A 20,278-nucleotide genomic window follows, 5' to 3' on the forward strand; every position below is an offset into this window, starting at 1 on the left:
CCCACCCCCACCACCGACCTGCCCACCTACCCCTTCCAACACCAGCACTACTGGCTCACCACCCCCACCACCACCAGCGACCCCACCGGCCTCGGCCTGCAGACCACCAACCACCCCCTCCTCGGCGCCACCCTCCAACTCGCCGACGGCGACGACGAAAGCACCGTCTTCACTGGCACCCTGAACCTGCGCAGCCACCCCTGGCTCGCCGACCACACCGTCAACGGCACCGTGCTCGTACCCGCCGCGCTCTTCCTGGAGCTGGCCTTCCGGGCCGGTGACGAGGTCGGGTGCGAGACGGTCGAGGAACTGATGCTCAAAGCGCCGCTGGTGCTGGGCGAGGGCGACACGGCGCAGGTGCAGGTGGCCGTCGGCGCCGCGGACGACGCGGGGCGGTGCTCGTTCGCCGTGTTCTCCCGGTCCGGGGAGGGCGACGGGTGGACGCGCCATGCGGAGGGCGTCCTCGGAACCGGTGCCGACATCGCGTCCGGCCGTGGGTTCGCCTGGCCACCCGCCGAGGGTGCCGAGGCCGTCGCGGCGGAGGACTTCTACTCCGAGCTGGCGGACCGGGGCTACGGTTACGGTGCCGCGTTCCAAGGGGTACGGCAGGTGTGGCGGGAGGCCGACACGGTGGTCGCCGAGGTGGCGCTGCCCGAGCCGGTCCGCGCCGACGCCGAGCGGTTCGGCATGCACCCGGCGCTGGTCGACGCCGTACTGCACACGGCGCTGGCCGCCGAGCCAGGGGGGAGCGGCACGGACGGCGTACTGGTGCCGTTCGTGCTCTCCGGCGTGACCCTGGGGCGCAGTGGCGCGTCCGCCGTGCGCGTGCGGGTGACCCCTGCCGGTGACGAGGCGGTGCGTGTCGTGGCGATCGACCCGGCCGGGCAGCCGGTGTTGTCCGTGGCATCGCTGATCCTGCGCCCGTCCGCCGTGCCGGGCGCGGTGGACGCCTCCGCGGGAGCGGACCTGCCGTTCACCGTCGAATGGACGCCTGCCCGATTCACCGCCCCCGTCGAGGAGACGTCCACCACGTGCGGGGTGCTCGGCACCGACCCGTGGGGGCTGACCGAGGCGCTGGGACGTGCCGGTGTCCCGGTGGTCTCCGCGTTCGACACGGACGGCCCCGAACTCGTCCTGCTCCCGGTCGGCGCGCCGGCCGACGGGGCGCCGCACGACGCGGCGGCCGGTGGCGCCGATGGTGCGGCAGCCGTCCGCCGGACCGCGGAGGACGTTCTCGCCGCGCTCCAGCGGTGGCTGTCGGACGATGCCGCCCCGAGGCCGGAGGCCCGGCTGGTGGTCGTGACACGTGGTGCGGTGGCGACCGGGCCCGGTGAGGAGCCCACCGACCTGGCCGCCGCCGCGGTATGGGGTCTGGTCCGCAGCGCCTGCACCGAGAACCCCGACAGGTTCCTGCTGGCCGACATCGACGACCACGTGGACTCCCACGCCGCGCTCGTCCCCGCCCTGCGCGGCGCCGTGCGGCGCGGTGAGATGCAGCTCGCCCTGCGCCGGGGCGACCCGCTGGTGCCCCGGCTGTCCCGGCTCGCCGGGTCCGGCAAGGTGCTCGTGCCGCCGCCCGGCACCGGCTGGCGGTTGGAGACGACAGGTCCGGGCACGCTGGAGAGGCTCGCGTTCGTCCCGTCCTCCCACGGGGAGGCGCCACTGGCTCCCGGAGAGATCAGGGTGGCGGTCCGGGCGGCCGGAATGAACTTCCGCGACGTCCTGATCGCGCTCGGCGTCTATCCGGGCAAGGCGGTCATGGGCAGCGAAGCCGCCGGTGTGGTGCTGGAGGTCGGCCCCGGCGTCTCCGACCTGGCGGTGGGGGACCGGGTGATGGGTCTCTTCCTCCCCGGCGCGTTCGGACCGGTGTCCGTGACGGACCGGCGCATGGTGGTCCCGATGCCCTCCGGCTGGACCTACGAACAGGCCGCGGCGGTCCCCGTCGTCTTCCTGACCGCCTACTACGGGCTGGTGGACCTGGCCGGGGTACGGGCGGGGGAGACGCTGCTCGTCCACGCGGCCACCGGCGGCGTCGGCATGGCCGCGATCCAGCTCGCCCGGCACTGGGGCCTGGAGGTCTTCGGCACCGCGAGCCCGGGCAAGCAGGAGCTGCTGCGTTCCCTGGGCGTGGACGCCCGCCACGCGGCGTCCTCGCGCGACCTGGACTTCGAGGACGGCTTCCGGGAGGCGACGGACGGCAAGGGTGTGGACGTCGTCCTCAACTCGCTGGCGCGGGAGTTCACCGACGCCTCGCTGCGCCTGCTGGCGCCCGGCGGCCGGTTCCTGGAGATGGGCAAGACGGACATCCGCGACGCCGGGCAGCTCGCCGCGCTGCGGGGCGACATCCGCTACCACGCCTACGACCTGCGCGAGGTCGATCCCGACAGGATCGCGGAGATGCTCGCCGACCTGTGCGAACTGTTCGACAGCGGGGCCCTCACGCCGCTGCCCGTTCAGCCCTGGGACCTGCGGGACGCCCCGGAGGCGTTCCGGTTCATGAGCCAGGCCCGGCACACCGGCAAGATGGTCCTGACCGTGCCGCGGCGGCTCGACCCGGACGGGACGGTGCTGATCACCGGCGGCGTCGGCATGCTCGGAGGACTGCTCGCCCGGCACCTGGTCACCGAACACGGCGTGCGGCACCTGGTGCTGACCAGCCGTCGGGGCCCGGCGGCCGAGGGCGCGGCGGAACTGCGCGCCGAACTGACGGCGCTGGGCGCCGAGGTGACCGTGGCGGCCTGTGACGCGGCGGACCGTGAAGCGCTGGCCGGCCTGCTGGGCGGTCTGCCCGCCGACCGGCCGCTGACGGCAGTGGTGCACGCGGCGGGCGTCGTGGACGACGGGCTGCTCGGCGCGCTGGACGCCGAACGGCTGGACCGGGTGATGCGGCCCAAGGTGGACGCGGCGCTGAACCTGCACGAACTCACGCGTACCGCCGACCTGGCGGCGTTCGTCCTCTTCTCCTCGGCGGCGGGTGTCTTCGGCACGCCGGGGCAGGCGAACTACGCCGCCGCGAACGCCTTCCTGGACGCCCTCGCCGAACACCGGCGGGCCGGGGGGCTGCCCGCCACATCACTGGCCTGGGGCTACTGGGCCGAGTCCAGCGGCATGACGGCCCACATGCAGCAGGCGGACATCGCGCGGCTGTCCCGGCAGGGCATCGCACCGCTGGCCGCCGACGAGGGGCTGGCGATGTTCGACGCCGCCCTGCGGGCCGGCAGCGCCCGGCTCGTGCCCGTCGCGCTCGACCTTCCGGCGCTGCGCGACCAGGCGGAGAGCGGTGAACTGCCCGCGCTGCTCCGCGGCCTGGTGCGGGTCGGTGTGCGGCGGGCCGCCGCCGCGAGCGGCGCGGAAGCCGGGACCCGGACGCTCACCGAGCGGCTGGCCGGGCTGCCGGAAGCCCGCCAGGTGGAGGAACTGCTCGGCATCGTCCGCGGCAACACCGCGGTCGTCCTCGGCCACGGCTCGGCGGACGCACTGGGAGCCGACCGCAGCTTCAAGGACCTCGGCTTCGACTCGCTGACCGCCGTGGAACTGCGCAACCGGCTCAACGCGGCCACCGGCCTGCGGCTGGCGGCCACCATCGTCTTCGACCACCCCAACCCGCAGGCCCTGAGCGTGCACCTGCGCGAGGAGCTCGGACTCGAAGGCGCCGGCGACGCGGAGCCGTCGGTCCTCGGGGAGCTGAAGAGGCTGGAGGCCGCGCTCACCGTGCCGCCCGGCGACACCGACACCCGGACCGAGGTGGAGACGCGGCTGCGGGCCCTGCTGCGCCGACTGGGCGAGCCGGCACCGCAGCAGGAGGGATCGGAACTCGAGGACGCCACCGATGACGAGATGTTCGCCCTGATCGAGCAGGAACTCGGCCTGGAGTGAGGCGGTTCGGGGTCCGGGGACGCCCCCGGACCCCGAACCGCCCGCCGCCGGACCACGAACGGTCCCGGTGCCGAGCACGACGAAGGGAGCCGCCGGGGAAACTCCCGGCGGCTCCCTTCGTACCGTCGCGCTGTCCGTGCGGCCACCGGCCTGGCCGGCCGTACCGCTGCGTCAGCGGTGCAGTTCGTACCGGGACTCGGCGGACGTCATGGAGTTGATCACCCACGACAGGGTGCCGCTCATCCCGGCCCAGGGGCCCTCCCAGCAGGCGACCTGGATGGTGGTGCGGCCACCGGAGAGCTGGGCCTCCATCTCGGTGTAGCCGAAGGCGAACATCTTGTTCCCCTGGACCGTGGAGGAGACCAGCGAGACGGTGAAGTGGTGGCCGGTCTCCGGGTCCTTGCGGACGATCCGCAGGCGGCCGGTGTCGGCACCGATCTCCTCACGATCGGCGTTGTAGATCTTCTCGGTGACCAGGACGAGGTCGCCGACGCTCGGGCCGTCCGGGCTCAGCGGCGTGTACTCGCGGTCGGTCACCTCCTGGATCACCTTGTCCAGCAGCACCGACTCACCGGGTTCGTCCGCGGCGTCCGGCGCGGCGATCTCCGCGACGGGGCGCGGCACCGCGGCCGCGACGGCCCGGGCCGTCGCCCGGGCCAGCACGGCGAGGTCGGGCAGCCGCTCGTCCTGCGGGGAGTACTCGGCGTCCACGATCTGGCGCCACGACCCGACGAGCGCGTCGATGACGGGGTTGTGGGTCAGCGGGGTCTTCGGGTCGATCGTCATGCGGGCGGTTTCCCTCTCTCGGGCGGGACCGCCCGGGCCGTTCTGCCCGGGCGGGCGGCTCGGGGCGCGTCTCAGGCGGGCTGCTCCAGGGCGTACCCGGACTGGATCCACTTGCTGGCCTCGATGCTGATGCCGACGGCACGGTCTCCCGGGCGCAGCCGGGGCAGCAGGTGTTCGAGCTGGAAGTAGGGGATCGCGTTGCCGGTGTTGCCGATCTCGGTGACCCGGCTGATGGCCTCGGTGCCCGTCAGGCCCAGGTGTTCGAGGGTGCGGCCGGTCATCCGCGAGGAGAGCTGCGGAGGCAGCAGGTAGTGCAACCGCTCGGCCTCCCAGCCCAGCGTGTGCAGCAGGTGCTTGAGGGCGTCGGCGGCCATCGGCGCGGCCGTGGTCTCGATGGTCTTGTAGTCCTCGGCCGCGGGCACGCCGTCCGCGCCGGAGACCGCCCGGCCGAACCAGTACACGGTCTGGCCCGGGGCACGGCCCGCGCCGACGAGCCGGGTGTGCACGTGCCGCAGCACCGGGCGGCCCTCGACCGGCGTCGTGCCGAGCACCGCCGCGCCGACCCCGTCACCGAAGATCAGCCCGTTGACCTGCACCTCCAGCGGGACGGCGGCGGCGTCCACGTCGGGGCTGGTGTGTTTGGCACTGGTGTCGCCGCCGATGACGAGCGCCGTGCGGTGCTCCCCGCCGCGCAGCAGGTCCAGCGTGACCTCCAGCGCCTGCACGGCACCGGTGCACCCGGACTGGAGCTGGTAGACGGGCACCCCGCTGATGCCGAGCCGTCCGGCGACCCGGCTCACCGTGGCCGGGGCCAGGTGGTCCGGCGTGGCCGTGCTCATCACCAGCACGTCGATGTCGCCGGCCGCCAGCCCGGCGTCCGCGAGGGCGCCGCGCGCGGCGATCTCCCCGAGGTCGGTGAGCGTGTGGCTGACCGTGCCGGTGGCCAGGTCGACGGCGAGGTGGCGGCTGCGCGTCCCGATGAACTCGTCCACCCACTGCCGCCACACCGTCGGCATGCCGTAGTGGGCGGCGATGTCCTCATTGGTGACCGGAGGCCCGGGCAGTGCCGTGCCCACCCCGTGGATGAACACCTGGGCATCGTTGAGGGGGACACCCATCCGAAGACCTCCCGGCTGCTGTACCGCGGAAAAACGGGATAACAGGCGTCGCACAATGCAGAACGCGCCGAATACCATGTTGATCAGCCGCGTTAAAGCCGAGCTTGCGCCCGGTTAATGTCCGCGCGCGAAAGGCTTTTCGGGACTGTCTCGGCCGTCCGGCGCCCACTTATGCTTCGAACGGTCCGGGTCGCGGCGAGAGTTGAGCGTCAGGCGTTGTTCCACGTTCTGTCGTCGTCCTCACTGCCGCGTCGAGAATTCGGTACGGAGTGAGAAGATGGCAGAAGAGACCACCCCTGGCGCACCGGGAGCCGAGTCGCCCGACCCCGTCGCGGCGCTGATGGGCAAACTCGCCATGGGGCGTGCGTTCAAGAGCGTCCTGTTCGACGACAGCACCAGGACGTGGCAGGTCCTCCGCTACGACGAGGTGGTGGAGGTTCTGACGGACGCCTCGACGTACTCGGCCCAACTGGACCGGGTGATGCCGCTGGGCACCGTCAACCGGGGCAACCTCGGCTTCATGGACCCGCCGGAGCACAACAGAGCCCGTGCCCTGGTCAACCAGGCGTTCACTCCGCGCACCGTGAACGAATTGGGCACGCGCATGGAGACCATCACCAAGGAACTGCTGGACGGCCTCTCGGGGCGCGCCGAATTCGATCTCATAGCCGACTTCGCCTACACCCTGCCCGTCATCACCATCGCCGAACTCCTCGGCGTGCCCCCCGAGGACCGGGTCCTGTTCCACAAGTGGGCCCAGGCGCGGGCGTCGACGACGAGCGCGGTGACCGACGTCCTCAAGGACGAGAACGTCATGGCCGCCCTGCGGGAGCAGACCGAGTACTTCGGCGAGCATGCCCGGACCCGCCGCGCCAACCCCGGCGACGACCTGCTCAGCCAGCTCACGCAGGCCGAACTCGACGGTGACCGGCTGGACGAGGAGGAGATCGCCAACTTCGCGGGGCTCCTCCTGATGGCCGGGCACGTCACCGCCACCTCGGTCATCGCCAGCGCCGTCCTGGCCCTGGACGCCAACCCCGAGCAGGCCGCCGCCCTGCGGGCCGAACCCGCGCTGATGCCGGCCGCCATCGAGGAGACGATCCGCTACTACCCGCCGCTCAGCCAGGCGTTCCGGGTGACCACGCGGGACGTGGAACTGGGCGGGGAGAAGATCCCCGAGGGGCAGCTCGTCGTCGCCTGGCTGCTGTCGGCCAACCACGACGAGCGCCGCTTCACCGACCCGCAGCGTTTCGACATCCGCCGCGACCCCAACCCGCACATCGGCTTCAGCCGCGGCGTGCACTTCTGCCTCGGCGCCGCGCTGGCCCGTCTGGAGATCCGCATCGCCCTGGAGGGGCTGTACGGCCGCTTCCCCGGCCTGAAGGTGCTGCCCGGCGTGGAGTGGCACGACAACCTGCGGCTCATCGGCCCCCGCGTCCTGCCGGTGCGCACCGGTCCGTGACCGCCGCCGCGCCCACGGCGCGTCCGGCCGCGCGGGCCGGACGCGCCGAACGAGCCGCGTTCGCGCAGAAGTTCGGGGCTAGTGGGCCTTTAGCCCGCCTGATGAGCATGGCGGCCCGAGTCCGACGTGCCGAGGAGCTGAGGGGATCAGCACGATGGCCAACGAGGAAAAGCTCCTGGACTATCTCAAGTGGGTCACCGCCGACCTGCACGAGACACGGCAACGGCTCGCCGAGGCCGAGTCCGGACGCCACGAACCCGTCGCCGTCATCGGAATGGGCTGCCGCTTCCCCGGCGGAGTCCGGTCCCCCGAGGACCTGTGGCGGCTGGTGTCCACCGGCGGCGACGCCGTCTCCGCCTTTCCCCGCGACCGGGGCTGGGACGTCGAAGGGCTCTACGACCCCGACCCCGACCGGCCGGGCCGCACGTATGTGAAGGAGGGCGGCTTCCTCCACGACGCCGCCCACTTCGACCCCGAGGCGTTCGAGATGACGCCCCGCGAGGCCGCCGCCACCGACCCCCAGCACCGTCTGCTGCTGGAGACCGCGTGGGAGACGTTCGAGAACGCGGGCATCGACCCCACCTCCCTGCGCGGCAGCGACACCGGCGTGTTCGCCGGTGTCATGTACAGCGACTACGCCACCCAGGTCAGCAAGGCGCTGGAAGGCTACGAGGGACACATCAGCATCGGCAGCGCGCCGAGCATCGCCTCCGGCCGCGTCGCCTACTCCTTCGGGCTGGAGGGCCCGGCCGTCACCGTCGACACCGCCTGCTCCTCCTCCCTAGTGGCCCTGCACCTGGCCGCCCAGGCGCTCCGGGCGGGGGAGTGCTCGCTCGCGCTGGCCGGCGGCGCCACCGTCATGTGCGGCCCCGGCATCTTCGTGGAGTTCAGCCGGCAACGCGGTCTGGCGCCCGACGGCCGGTGCAAGCCGTTCGCGGCCGCCGCCGACGGCACCGGCTGGGCGGAGGGCTCCGGACTCCTCCTGGTGGAGCGCCTCAGCGATGCCCGCCGCCACGGCCACCCCGTACTGGCCGTGCTGCGGGGCTCGGCGGTCAACCAGGACGGCGCCTCCAACGGGCTGACCGCCCCCAACGGACCCGCCCAGCAGCGGGTCATCCGCCGGGCGCTCGCCTCCGCCGGCCTGACGGCCGCGGAGGTGGACGCGGTGGAGGCGCACGGCACCGGCACCACCCTGGGCGACCCCATCGAGGCCCAGGCCATCCTCGCCACCTACGGGCAGGGCCGCCCGGCGGGGCGGCCGCTGAGGCTCGGCTCCGTCAAGTCCAACCTCGGCCACACCCAGGCCGCGGCCGGGGCCGCCGGGCTCATGAAGATGATGCTGGCGATGCGGCACGGCGTGCTGCCCCGCAGCCTCCACATCGACGCGCCCACCCCGCACGTGGACTGGAGCGCGGGCGCCGTGGAACTGCTCACGGAGAACCTGCCGTGGCCCGCGGACGGTGAACGCCCCCGCCGGGCGGGCGTGTCCTCCTTCGGCATGAGCGGCACCAACGCCCACGTCGTCATCGAGGAGCCGCCCGCGGCCGAACCGACTGCCGCCCCCGAACCGTCCGCCACTCCCCGGCACCGGGACGGGCCGGTGCTGCTGCGGCTCTCCGGACACTCGCCGGCCGCCCTGCGCGCCCAGGCCGACCGCCTCCACCGCCATCTGGAGAGCCACCCCGAGCTGCCCCTGCCGGACGTGGCCCACACCCTGACGACGGCCCGGGCCACGCTCGACCACCGGGGCGCCGCCGTGGGCGAGACCCGTGACGACATCCTCACCGGGCTGCGGGCGCTGGCGGACGGCGCGGCGCAGGCGGTGACCGGCCGGGCACGCGCCGGGCGCACAGCCGTCCTCTTCACCGGCCAGGGCTCCCAGCGCGCGGGCACCGGCCGCGAGCTGTACGCCCGCTTCCCCGCCTTCGCCGAAGCCTTCGACGCCGTCTGCGCGGGCCTCGACCCGCACCTGGACCGGCCGCTGCGCGAGGTCGCCTTCGCCGAGCCCGGCAGTGCGGCGGCGGCCCTCCTGGACCGCACGCGGTACACCCAGCCCGCCCTGTTCGCCCTGGAAGTGGCGCTGTACCGGCTGGCGGAGTCCTTCGGCGTCCGGCCTGACCACCTGCTCGGCCACTCCGTGGGCGAGCTGACCGCCGTCCACGTCGCCGGCATGCTGGACCTGCCGGACGCCTGCACCTTCGTGGCCGCACGCGGACGGCTGATGGAGGAGCTGCCCGAGGGCGGTGCCATGGCCGCCGTCCAGGTGGCCGAGGAGCAGATCCTGCCCATGCTCGCGGGCCGCGAGCACCAGGTCGGCATCGCCTCCGTCAACACACCCGGCTCCACGGTGATCTCCGGCGACAGCGCCGCCGTGGAGGAGATCCGCGCCTTCTGGGAGGTGTGGGGCCACAACACCAAGCGACTGCGGGTCAGCCACGCCTTCCACTCGCCGCTGATGGAACCGATGCTGGAAGAGTTCACCGAGGTCGTCTCCGGCCTCACCTTCCGGCCCCCGGCGATCCCCGTCGTCTCCAACCTCACCGGCAAGGTGCTCGGCGCCGACGAGGCCGCGTCCCCGCGCTACTGGGCGGACCACGCCCGGCGCACCGTGCGGTTCGCCGACTCGGTCAACCACCTCGCCCAGCAGGACGTCCGCTTCTACCTCGAACTCGGCCCCGACGGAACGCTCACCGGGCTCACCCACGACTGCCTGGCCACCGGCGCCGCCGAGGCCCCCGGAACCGCCGTCCTGGCCGCCGCCCTGCGGCCCGGGCAACCCGAGGCCACGGCCTTCACCACCGCCCTGGCCCGCCTGCACGCGGGCGGCGCCGAACTGGAGCCGGACGGGCCCGCCGGCGACCGGCCCGCGGGCGGCGCCGTCGTTCCGCTGCCGACCTACGCCTTCCAGCGGCGCAGGCTGTGGGTGGACCCGCCGGAGGGGCCCGGGCCCCGGCCCGGCTCCGCCGGTGACGCCTCCTTCTGGTCGGCCGTCGAGAACGGCGACCTCCAGCACCTGGCCGCCGCCCTGCACGCCGACGACGCACAGCAGGCCGGACTGGCCACCCTGCTTCCGGCCCTCACCGGCTGGCGGCGCGCCCAGCGCGGCCGGTACCGGCTGCGCTGGGACCCCGTCGTCGACCCCGCCGCCGACGCCGCCCCCGGAACGTGGCTGGCCGTCGTGCCCGCACCGCTCGCCCGGGCCGCGGCCGTCACGGCGGTGACCGGCGCGCTCACCACCCGCGGGCACGACGTGGTCACCCTCCCCGTGGACCCCGATGCCGACGACGAGCAGCCGGCCGCGCTCGTCCGCGCCCGGCTGGAGGACGCCGCCCAGGACGGCGCGCCCTTCACCGGCGTGCTCTCCCTGCTCGCGCTGGACGAGCGCCCGCACCCCGGACACCCGGTGGTGTCCGTCGGGACGGCGCTCACCGCGGCCCTGGTCCGCGAGGTGGCGGTTGCCGGGTGCCCCGTTCCGGTGTGGGGCCTCACCCAGGGCGCCGCGGCCGCCGGGGCCTCGGACACCCCGCGGCCCGAACAGGCCCCGGTGTGGGCCGTGCTGCAGAGCGCGGCGGCCGAGATCCCCGGCTGGTCGGGCGGCGTCATCGACCTGCCGGAGCACCTGGACGACACCGCGGGCCGCCGCCTGGCCGACTTCCTGGGCGACACGAGCGGCACGGGCGGCGGGGGCCGCACGGATGCCGAGGCCGAACGGCAGCTCGCCCTGCGGGCCGCCGGCTTCCTCGCCCGCCGCCTCGCCCCGCTGCCGGTGGACGCTCCCGGGCCCGCGCCGTGGAAACCCGAGGGCACCGTGCTCGTCACCGGCACCGACACGCCGCACGGTGCCCACGCCGCCCGCTGGCTCGCCGGCCACGGCGCCCGGCACCTGGTCCTCCTCGCCGACGAGGCGCCGGCCGGCCTGGCGGAGACGGAAGTCGGCCTCACCCTGTGGCCGCACGAGGACGGCGACCGCGCCGCCCTGGCCGCCCTGCTGGCGGACACGCCGCTCACCGCCGTCGTCCACGCGGCGGGCGCGGCGGGCACGGACCCGCAGGCGGCCCTGACCACCGCCCACCACCTCGACGAACTCACCCGCGACCGGGACCTGGCGGCCTTCGTCGTCTTCTCCGCCCTGCCGGGCACCCTCGGCGTGCCGGGCACCGGCGAACAGGCGCCCCTGCACAGCAGGTTGAACGCCGTCGCCGACGCCCGCCGGGCCGCCGGGCTGCCCGCCGCGGCCGTCTCGTTCGGACCGCACACCGAACTGCCCCACCCGGCGGCGCCCGGACTGCGCCCCCTGGCCCTGGGGCCCGCGATGGACGTGCTCGGCCACCTCCCCGCCGCGGGCGCGGACACCACAGTCGTCGTCGACGCCGACTGGGCCCGGTTCACCGCCGAGCAGGGCGACGCCCACCGGGCGCTGCTGCGCGAGGCCGCCCCGGAGGCCCGTACGGCGGCCCACGGCACCACCGCTCCGGACTCCGCGGACCCCGACGCCGGGGCCGAGCGGCTGAGCGCCCGGCTCGCCGCGGCGGCCGACGACGCGGAGGCCCAGTCCATCCTCCTCGACCTCGTGCGCGACTGTGCCGCCGACATCCTCGGCCTGGACGGCACCGGGGAGATCGACCCGGAGGACAACCTCACGGAGATCGGCTTCTCGTCGTTCTCCGCCCTCCAACTGTGCACGCGCCTCAACGCCGCCACACGACTCAACCTGCCCACGGTGGTCGTCTACGACCATCCGACCCCGGCCGGTCTCGCCGCGCACCTGCACGGCCGACTCGCCGCAGCCGCACGTCCCTCACGCTGACCGCCCCGTCGCGGCACGCGGAAGAACCCGGAATGGAGACTCCTTTGACTGGCACCGTCGTCATCGTGGGAGCAGGCCCGGTCGGCCTGTTCCTCGCCAGCGAGCTGCGGCTGGCAGGGGTGGAAGCCGTCGTCCTGGAAAGCTCGCCGAAGGCGAACGGACACACGATCGGCGGCACCCTCCACGCCCGCACCGCCGACCTGTTCGACCAGCGCGGCATCATGGACACCCTGCGGGCGGGGAAGCCCCCGCTGTGGCCGCGGCTGCACTTCGCGAGCTACTGGCTCGACCTCGAGCCGTACATGGAGGACGAGTACTCCCTCCTCCTCCCGCAGCAGTACACCGAGGAGATGCTCGAAGCCCACGCCGTCAAGCTCGGCGCGGACATCCGCCGCGGCCACACCTGCGTGAGCCTCACCCAGGACGCCGACGGCGTCACCGTCGCCGTGCGCACCGAAGACGGCGACTACGAGCTGCACGGCGACTACCTCGTCGGCGCCGACGGCGGTGACAGCACGGTCCGCGCGCTGGCCGGGTTCGCGGTGCGCGAGAGCGGGCCGCGCTGGTACGGGCTGCTCGCCGACGTCGAGTCCATCGAGGGCGAGTGGCACGCCGGCAACTACCCGGGCGGGCAGTTCGCCGTCATCCGCTCGCCCCACGAGGGCGGCCCCTCCCGCATCATGACGCTGGAGTTCAACGACCAGGTGGCCCCGCCCCCGGCCGACCAGCCCGTCAGCCTCGACGAGGTCGTGGCCAGCACCGAGCGCATCACCGGCCGCACGCCCGTCATCGGCGAGGTCCAGTGGCTCCACCGCTACACCAACACCACCCGCGAGGTGGAGAACTACCGGCAGGGCCGCGTGTTCGTCGCCGGTGACGCCGCGCACCTGCACGTCGCCTTCGCCGGGCACGGCCTCAACACCGGACTGCACGATGCCGCCAACCTCGGCTGGAAGCTCGCCGCCGTCCTCGACGGCCGGGCCCCCGACGCCCTGCTGGACACCTACGACGAAGAACGCCGCCCCGTCGGCCACCGGGCGTGCGTGTTCACCCGGTCGCAGATGGCGCTGCTCACCCAGGGCGAGCACTTCGACGTGCTGCGCCAGCTCTTCGCCGACCTGGTGAAGCTGCCCGACGTCAACCGCCACCTCATCACCACGGTGACCGACGTCCGCTACCCCATGGACGGGGCCGAGCAGGACGACGCCCACCCGCTGCTGGGCTGCCCCGTGCCGAACTCTCTGGTCAAGGACGCCGACGGAGAGCCCACAGCCGTCGCCGAAGCCCTCCGGGCCGGGCGCGGCGTCCTGGTGGACCTCACCGGCGGAACCGCCGGACCGCCCGAGGCCCCCGGACGGGACGGTCACCTCGACAGCGTCTCCCTCGCCCCGGTCGAGGGCGTGGACGCCGCGGGGCTGCTGGTCCGCCCCGACGGCTTCGTGGCCTGGGCGGCGACCGGCGAGACCGGCGTCGACGGCCTGGAGCCCGCGCTGCACCGCTGGTTCGGCGACGCGGCCTGACGGCCCACGACCGAGGCCCACGACCGAGGGGGGCCGGCCGCCGGTGCGGCCGGCCCCCTCGTGGTCAGAGCGCGCCGTGTCGGTGGGGCCGTGGCCTGCGGACGCGGCGCGTCGCCCGGGGACCCGCGCGGCCCCGGACCGAGCCGCCGGAGACGTCCTAGCCGCGCACGGCGGTCCGGGCGGGCCTGCGCAGCAACGCCAGCTCGGCACCGCTGAGCCGGGGCTGCGGCAGCGGCCTCGGGCCCGAGGCCGCCGCCGCCCGCACCGCGTCGAGCACCCCCGGGTCCTCCAGACCCGCCATCGGCTCCGACATCGACATCACGCCGGTCATCGCCGCGTTGACATCCGCGTCACGGGACGCGGCCACCTGCAGCAGATCCGCGAAACCGGCCCGGGCCGTCGCCCGTTCGCCCAACCCGGCGTCGGCCGAGACGATCCTGCACTCGGGGAACCGCACGTCCTGCGACGTCGCCCACAGCCACGGATCGTCCACCGCCGCGCTGATCGCCGCGACGGTCTCCCGCGCCCGCGCCGGCTCCGGTCCGTGCGCCACCAGCTCCGCCCGCAGGGCCTGCGCGGCGCGCGCCGCCGCCGTCATCCCGTGCCCGTAGGCCGGGTTGACGGCGGACAGGGCGTCGCCCACCACCAGCAGACCGGCGGGCCAGGACGCCATCCGCTCGTACCGCAGCCGCCGGTTGCGGGTGCTGCGGGTGCTGCGGGGCTCGGTCAGCGGCTCGGCGGCGGCGACCATACGGGCCACCAGGGGATGCCGCAGACTGCGCGCGAACGCCACGAACCCCTCGGGGTCGGCGGTCGGCCGGGCGCCCCGGCTGCCGGACAGCGACACCATCCAGCGGTCGCCCTCGATGGGCACGACCAACCCGTTGCGGGCCGGTTTCGCCACCCGGTGGTCGGCGTACAGGCTCACCACCGGGAAGACGGAGGCCGCCTCCCCGGGCGCCCGGAAGACCCGGGTGGTGTAGGTCAGCCCGGAGTCCACGGACTCCTCCTCGGGCGCGGGCAGCCCGAAGTCCCGCAACCAGCCGCGCAGCGCCGAACCGCGCCCCGTCGCGTCCACCACGACGGTGGCGGCCAGCAGCCGCTCCCCACCGTCCTCCGCGCCCCGCTCCCGCACCAGCACGCCGTCCACGGCCTCCGCGCTCCCCGACAGGCCCGCGGCCACGGCGCCGTCCAGCAGGGATACGTTCGGCAGGGCCAGCACGCCGCCGCGCAGGACCCACTCCAGCAGCGGGCGGCTGCAGGTGAGCATGAACTGCGTCTCGGGAAAACGCTCGCACCAGCCCGCCGCCGACATCAGCAGCATGTCCTGCTGCACCCCGACGCGCCGCCCGCCGGCCGCGAGCAGCCGTTCCGTCGTACCCGGCAGCAGCCGCTCCACGGCCCGGGCGCCGCCGGACCACAGCACGTGGGCGTGGTCGGCCTGCGGCACACCGGTCCGGGCACCCGGACCGTCCACCGGCATCCGGTCCCGTTCGACGACCGTGACGGAGTCGACGTGCGGCGCCAGGGCCGCGGCGGCCAGCAGGCCGGCCACGCTGCCGCCCAGCACGACCGCCCGTACCGGCCCGCTCACGGCACCTCCACGGCGATCCCGCCCCTGGCCCACTCGGTCGCCTCGACCGTGAGCCCCACGGCGCGCCCGCCGCCGGTCAGCCCGGCGAGTGCCTGCTCCAACTGGAACAGCAGCAGCCCGTTGCCGTTGTTGCCGATCTCCTCCACGCAGCTTGTCGCCCGCAGTCCGGGCAGGCCGAGCAGCTCGCTCACCCGCGTGGTGATCCGCCCCGAGTACTGCGGCGGGAGCAGGACGTCCACGTCGGAGTCCTTCCAGCCGGCATCCTCCAGCAGCTCCCGCCACGCCTCGGCGGCCAGCACCGGCACCCGCTCCTCGACAGCGGCCCGGTCCTCGGTGACGGCGGGCCGGCCCGTCCCGGCGTGGGCGCCGAACCACTCCACTGTCTGCGCGGGCGGCCCGCCCGCCAGTTGCGAACGGACGCTCCGCAGCACCGGCGCACCCGGCCGCGGCTCCACGCTCAGCACCGCGCAGCCCGCCCCGTCACCGGCCAGCGCGAGGGTGACCAGCTCGGCGGGCGACAGGCGCTTCACGTCACCGCTCGGGTCGACGTGCTTCACCCAGGTGTCGCCGCCCAGCACCAGCGCCGTGCGCGCCGCGCCGCCGGCCAGCCGCCGCACGGCGATCTGGAAGGCCTGCACGAGTGCCGAGCAGCCCGCCTGCAACTGGTACGTCGGTACGTCGTTGACGCCCAGCCGGTCCGCGACGATGTTGACGGTCGCGGGCATCAGCATGTCCGGCATGGTCGTACCCATGACCAGCAGGTCCACGTCCTGCGCGTCCAGCCCCGCGGCGGCCAGCGCCTCCCGCGCCGCCGACTCGCCCAGGTCGGCGAGCGTGTGGGTGATCTCGCCCGACTCCAGGTCGCGGGCCAGGTGACGGGAGCGCACACCCACACCTGTTTCGGCCCACTGCGCCCAGGCGTCGCCCACGCCGAGCCGGCGCGCCAGCGCCGCGTTGTCGACCAGAGGGCCGGGCAGGGCCGTCCTGACCGACAGGATGTGGATGGTCGGGGTGTTCATCCCGCTCCTCTCCCGCGCACGCCTACGCACGACATAGGGGACGCCCGATGCTGCCGCCGCCGGTTAAAGCAGCGCTAACGGGCTCGTACGCGCGGGCGGCGGGCATCTCCCCGTACCAGGGCGGGCTGTTCCCGAACCTGCGGTGCGGCGGTGTGACCGCCCGCCGGTCCGCGCGCCCGGACCCGGCGACCGGTGCCGCCTCCACCGCAGGGGGCCCGGCCTCGGCGACCGCCCGCGGCGACGACCCCGTGATCCGCCGGCTCGCCATGTACGAGCTCGCCGACCCACGCGGTTTTCAGGTTCGCTTTAGGGGGTTGCTAGACGGCCCGCGGAGAATTCACACGTCCCCATCCCGCAAAACGGCCGTCAGCGCGCGCCGCGGTGATACATCTCGGCCATCGCCAACCCCTGCGGCCTGCTTGGTCAGGAGGAAGCGAACCATGGCAAGATCGCAGGCATCTCTTCGCGAGGACGTCCGCATGCTGGGCAGCCTCGTCAAGTTCCGTCTGGCCAAGGACTGGACGAAGAAGGTCCAGAGCATCTACGAGATGTACCCTCCCGGACACCTCATGACCGAGGAAAGCACCTATTTCAACCAGGGCTACTGGGAGACCGGGCAGGAAACCTACGACGACGCGCAGCAGGCACTCGCCGGTCTCCTCGCGGACACCGCCAGGATGCAGGAGGGCGACATCGTCCTCGACTGCGGATTCGGCTACGGCGACCAGGACTTCTACTGGCTGGAGAGCCGACGGCCCAAGCAGATCTTCGGCATCAACATCACACCGAAGCACGTCGAGTTCGCCAGCGACCGGGCGCGCCGCGAGGGCGTCACCGGCAAGGTCAGCTTCCAGCTCGCCTCCGCCACCGAGATCCCCTTCCCGGACAACACCTTCGACCGGGTGGTCTCGCTGGAGTCGGCGATGCACTACCAGCCGCGCACCCAGTTCTTCAAGGAAGCCTTCCGGGTGCTGCGCCCCGGCGGCGTCCTCGCCACGGCCGACATCGTGCCCATGCCCGACGCCGGGCCGCGCGAGAACCTCAAGTCCCACGCGCTGGGCTGGCTCAAGTGGACCGTGGACGACCGCAACTGGCACGACCGCGACGTCTACGCCCAGAAGCTGGGCCAGGCGGGTTTCGAGTCGGTAGGGGTCACCACCATCCAGCCCAAGGTGTGGGAGCCCTGGCGCGCCTACATCACCAAGAAGATCGCTGATCCGGCTTTCAAACCCACGGTCAGCAAGCTCTACTACCGCATCCTGCAGAAGGCATGGGCGGACCCCGAGCTGCTGAGGCGGGAACTGGAGACCGTCGACTACATCATGGCGACGGCGACCAAGCCCTCCAACGCCTGACCGGGCCCACCGGCCCGTCCGCCCGGGACACCGTACGGGGGCGGTCCTCTCCGGAGGACCGCCCCCACGTCGTCGTTGCCGCCGGGAAACCCGGACACGTCCGCCGCATCGCTCGGCTCTCCCACCCCCTCCGGCTCCCCGCCCTGCCCGTACGCACCGGACCGGGGACCCGGATCAGGCGACCGAACGGATCCGCAACACCAGAGCGCTGCCGCCGAGCGTCAGCACCGCCGACAGCGCGAACAGCGCCGGATAGCCCATCAAGGACACCACGGGCCCCGCCACGACCGGAGCCAGCAGGTTGGGCGCCGTGTTCGCCACGTTCACCAGCCCCATGTCCTTCGCCCGGTCCACGGCGGACGGCAGCACCTCCGTCACCAGCGCCGAGTGCACGGCCAGGTACACACCGAACCCGGCACCCAGGATGGCCGCGGCCAGCACCGCCGCGGGCCAGGTCGGCGAGACCGCCATCACCACCGAGGCCAGCGCCAGGACCGCGCCGGCCCCCAGCACGAACACCTTCCGGCGGCCCAGCCGGTCCGACCAGTATCCGCCCAGCACGATCGTGACGAGCAGGCACAGCGTGGTGACGGCCGTGAGCTGGAGGACCGCTTCGTCGGCGTCCTTCACCTTCACCGAGTCCTCAAGGAAGTAGAGCAGGTAGAGCGAGGCGGCCGCGCCGCTGAGCTGCGTCACGAACCGGCTCGCCCACGCCCACCCGAAGTCCGGGTGGCGGCGCGGGCTGATCCACATGCCCCGCCACACCGTGCGCAGCGGCGGCCGGGCCGCCGGAGGCAGCGGATCGTCGGTGGTCAGCAGCACGAAGGGCAGTGCGAGCCCGACGACGGCCAGGCCCAAAGCCACGTACCCGGAGCGCCCCGGCACGATCGCCGACACCACCGCCACACCCAGCACCGCACCGAGCACCTGCGGCAGGTTCACCCACCCCGACACCAGCCCGCGCTGCCGCACCGGTACCCGGTCCGGCACCGCGGCGGTCAGCGAGGCCAGCATCATGTTGAGGCCCGCCTGCACGAACACCCAGGCCACCGCCACACCGGCGATCGTGTCCTGCCGGGCCAGCGCGGCCAGGGACACCGCACTGAGCAGCGCCCCGGTCACCGTCCACGGCCGCCGCCGCCCCAGCCGACTCGTCGTCCGGTCGGACAGCGCCCCGACCAGCGGGGTGACCAGCAGCGCCGCCAGCGCGCCCGCCCCGGTCACCCAACCCAGCAGCGTCTTCTTGTCATCCGGCGAGATGTCCTGGATCTGGTCCGGCAGCAGGACCTGGAGCGGCGCCATGAAGGCCATCCAGATCCCCAGATTGGCCAGCACCAGCAGCAGCGTCCACTTCCGGCTGACCGGCGTTCTCGGCTCGGCGAGCGCCGCCGGCGTCGCCACCGACGACGGTTCCTGGACGGGCGCGCTCACTGCGCTGCCCAGGCTTCCCGCACGGTCGGCGTCACCGTCGCGTCCGAACGACCCCAGAACATCCGCATCTCCCGGATCAGACCGTCGGCCCTCACCCGCATCATCGCGACGAAGTTCACGGACAACCGGCTTCCGGCCGGCAGCCGTGCGTCGTCCAGCTCGGCCCTGCCCGGCAGGAGCACGTGTTCGCCGTCCATCGATGCCACCGGCACCCCGGGCGTCTCCCGCACCCGGTTGGCCACCGCCTGCGCCAGGTGCTCGCGCACCGCGGCCAGACCTGTCAGCGGGCCGCTTCCGACCGGGTCCTCGTACGTGACCTCCGCCGCGAACAGGGCCAGCGCACCATCGACGTCACCGGCGTTGAGACGACGGCAGTACTCCAGAGCCACCTGCTTGCGTGCTGCCTCATCAGGCATGCGAATTCCTTCCCAGGTTCTTGTCGATGAAGTCGAACAGCTCATCGCTGGACGCCTCCTGGAGCCGGTCGGACACCGCTCCCTCCCGCTCGCCGCGGCCCGCGCCGAGCCGGGCGAGCACCGCCGCCAGCCGCTGCGCGACTCGGTCGCGCACCGCGTCGTCCTGGCCGATGGCGAGCAGCGCCGCGTCGAGCCTGTCCAGTTCGGCGAAAGGATCTGCCGGCGCGGCCTCCGGGGCTGCCGGACTCTTCGCGAACAGCTTCTCGTGGAGGTGCTGCGCGACGGCCGTCGGCGAGGGGTGGTCGAAGACGAGGGTGGCCGGCAACCGCAACCCGGTCGCCGCCGAGAGCCGGTTGCGCAGCTCCACGGCGGTCAGCGAGTCGAAGCCCAGGTCCTTGAACGCCTTGCCCGGCGGTGTCGACACGCCCGACGCGTGCCCCAGCACCGTGGCCACGTGCGCGGAGACCAGCTCCACCAGCGCCTCCTGCTGCTCCGGTACCGCCAGCTCCGCCAGTCGACGAACCAGTCCCGAGGCGCCGCCCCGCGCGGCCGTACCCGCGGCCCGCCGGGACGGACGCACCAGACCGCGCAGAAGCGGCGGCGCGCTCTCCGCGTCGAGCTGGGCCGTGGACAGGTTTGCCGGCAGCAGCACCGAGGGCCCGCCGGGCGGCACCGAGGCGTCGAACAGGGCCATGCCCTGCTCGTTCGTCAGCGGAACCAGCCCGGACCGCCGCAGCTTGCCCACATGACCGGCGTCCAGGTGTGCGGTCAGGCCGGTGGTCTCGGCCCAGTAGCCCCAGGCGAGGGAGGTGGCGGGCAGGCCGTGGTGGTGGCGGTGGTGGGCGAGGGCGTCGAGGAAGGCGTTGGCGGCGGCGTAGTTGGCCTGGCCGGTGG

Annotated in this window: 11 protein-coding genes and 1 pseudogene; 5 read left to right on the forward strand and 7 right to left on the reverse strand. The window is 73.8% G+C overall.

Annotated elements, in window-relative coordinates:
* The coding region (locus tag VE546_RS26950; protein ID WP_324926840.1) for an SDR family NAD(P)-dependent oxidoreductase at window positions 1-3,876 on the forward strand (3,876 nt) is incomplete at its 5' end.
* A 171-nt stretch (window positions 3,877-4,047) separates the two neighbouring features.
* Here the strand turns inward: VE546_RS26950 and VE546_RS26955 are convergent.
* On the reverse strand, window positions 4,048-4,662 hold the full coding sequence (locus tag VE546_RS26955) for an allene oxide cyclase barrel-like domain-containing protein (protein ID WP_324926842.1): 615 nt from the start codon (window positions 4,660-4,662) through the stop codon (window positions 4,048-4,050).
* A gap of 71 nt (window positions 4,663-4,733) precedes the next feature.
* Window positions 4,734-5,780 (reverse strand): 3-oxoacyl-ACP synthase III family protein, encoded by a 1,047-nt coding sequence (locus VE546_RS26960; protein ID WP_324926844.1) that lies wholly within the window; start codon window positions 5,778-5,780, stop codon window positions 4,734-4,736.
* A gap of 277 nt (window positions 5,781-6,057) precedes the next feature.
* Between VE546_RS26960 and VE546_RS26965 the strand changes: the two genes are divergently transcribed.
* The 3 genes and pseudogenes from VE546_RS26965 (at window position 6,058) to VE546_RS26975 (ending at window position 13,569) form a co-directional block, all read left to right on the forward strand.
* Window positions 6,058-7,242: a cytochrome P450 gene (locus tag VE546_RS26965; RefSeq protein WP_324926846.1), complete on the forward strand. Its 1,185-nt coding sequence runs from the start codon at window positions 6,058-6,060 to the stop codon at window positions 7,240-7,242.
* Window positions 7,243-7,414: 172 nt separating this feature from the next.
* Window positions 7,415-12,049: pseudogene (locus tag VE546_RS26970) on the forward strand (type I polyketide synthase); the annotation flags it as partial.
* Window positions 12,050-12,093: 44 nt separating this feature from the next.
* Window positions 12,094-13,569 (forward strand): FAD-dependent monooxygenase, encoded by a 1,476-nt coding sequence (locus VE546_RS26975; RefSeq protein ID WP_324926850.1) that lies wholly within the window; start codon window positions 12,094-12,096, stop codon window positions 13,567-13,569.
* 157 nt (window positions 13,570-13,726) lie between these two features.
* Here VE546_RS26975 and VE546_RS26980 read toward each other — a convergent pair whose 3' ends face one another.
* Window positions 13,727-15,163, reverse strand: coding sequence for an enterotoxin (locus VE546_RS26980; RefSeq protein ID WP_324926853.1), 1,437 nt, complete (start codon window positions 15,161-15,163; stop codon window positions 13,727-13,729).
* Window positions 15,160-16,182: a 3-oxoacyl-ACP synthase III family protein gene (locus VE546_RS26985; protein ID WP_324926855.1), complete on the reverse strand. Its 1,023-nt coding sequence runs from the start codon at window positions 16,180-16,182 to the stop codon at window positions 15,160-15,162. Before VE546_RS26985 ends, VE546_RS26980 begins: the two co-directional genes overlap by 4 nt.
* A gap of 440 nt (window positions 16,183-16,622) precedes the next feature.
* Between VE546_RS26985 and VE546_RS26990 the strand changes: the two genes are divergently transcribed.
* Window positions 16,623-17,537 carry a methyltransferase domain-containing protein gene (locus tag VE546_RS26990; protein ID WP_324926857.1) on the forward strand — a complete coding sequence of 305 codons (915 nt, stop codon included), beginning with the start codon at window positions 16,623-16,625 and terminating at the stop codon, window positions 17,535-17,537.
* A gap of 174 nt (window positions 17,538-17,711) precedes the next feature.
* Here the strand turns inward: VE546_RS26990 and VE546_RS26995 are convergent, their stop codons facing one another.
* The 3 genes from VE546_RS26995 to VE546_RS27005 all read right to left on the reverse strand — a co-directional run.
* Window positions 17,712-18,938 (reverse strand): MFS transporter, encoded by a 1,227-nt coding sequence (locus VE546_RS26995; protein WP_324926859.1) that lies wholly within the window; start codon window positions 18,936-18,938, stop codon window positions 17,712-17,714.
* A 26-nt stretch (window positions 18,939-18,964) separates the two neighbouring features.
* The gene (locus tag VE546_RS27000) at window positions 18,965-19,384 is read right to left on the reverse strand and encodes a nuclear transport factor 2 family protein (RefSeq protein WP_324926861.1); all 420 of its coding nucleotides are present in this window, start codon (window positions 19,382-19,384) and stop codon (window positions 18,965-18,967) included.
* Window positions 19,377-20,278: KR domain-containing protein (locus VE546_RS27005; protein WP_324926863.1), on the reverse strand; the 902-nt coding region annotated here is incomplete at its 5' end. The genes VE546_RS27005 and VE546_RS27000, both read right to left, overlap by 8 nt.

It is taken from the genome of Streptomyces sp. (assembly GCF_035644915.1).
GTDB lineage: Bacteria > Actinomycetota > Actinomycetes > Streptomycetales > Streptomycetaceae > Streptomyces.

Excerpts from the sequence above, each read along its gene's own strand:
- VE546_RS26965 (WP_324926846.1), top strand. The coding sequence starts at position 6,058 with ATGGCAGAAGAGACCACCCCTGGCGCACCGGGAGCCGAGTCGCCCGAC.
- VE546_RS26960 (WP_324926844.1), bottom strand. The coding sequence starts at position 5,780 with ATGGGTGTCCCCCTCAACGATGCCCAGGTGTTCATCCACGGGGTGGGC.
- VE546_RS26985 (WP_324926855.1), bottom strand. The coding sequence starts at position 16,182 with ATGAACACCCCGACCATCCACATCCTGTCGGTCAGGACGGCCCTGCCC.
- VE546_RS26990 (WP_324926857.1), top strand. The coding sequence starts at position 16,623 with ATGGCAAGATCGCAGGCATCTCTTCGCGAGGACGTCCGCATGCTGGGC.
- VE546_RS27000 (WP_324926861.1), bottom strand. The coding sequence starts at position 19,384 with ATGCCTGATGAGGCAGCACGCAAGCAGGTGGCTCTGGAGTACTGCCGT.
- VE546_RS26955 (WP_324926842.1), bottom strand. The coding sequence starts at position 4,662 with ATGACGATCGACCCGAAGACCCCGCTGACCCACAACCCCGTCATCGAC.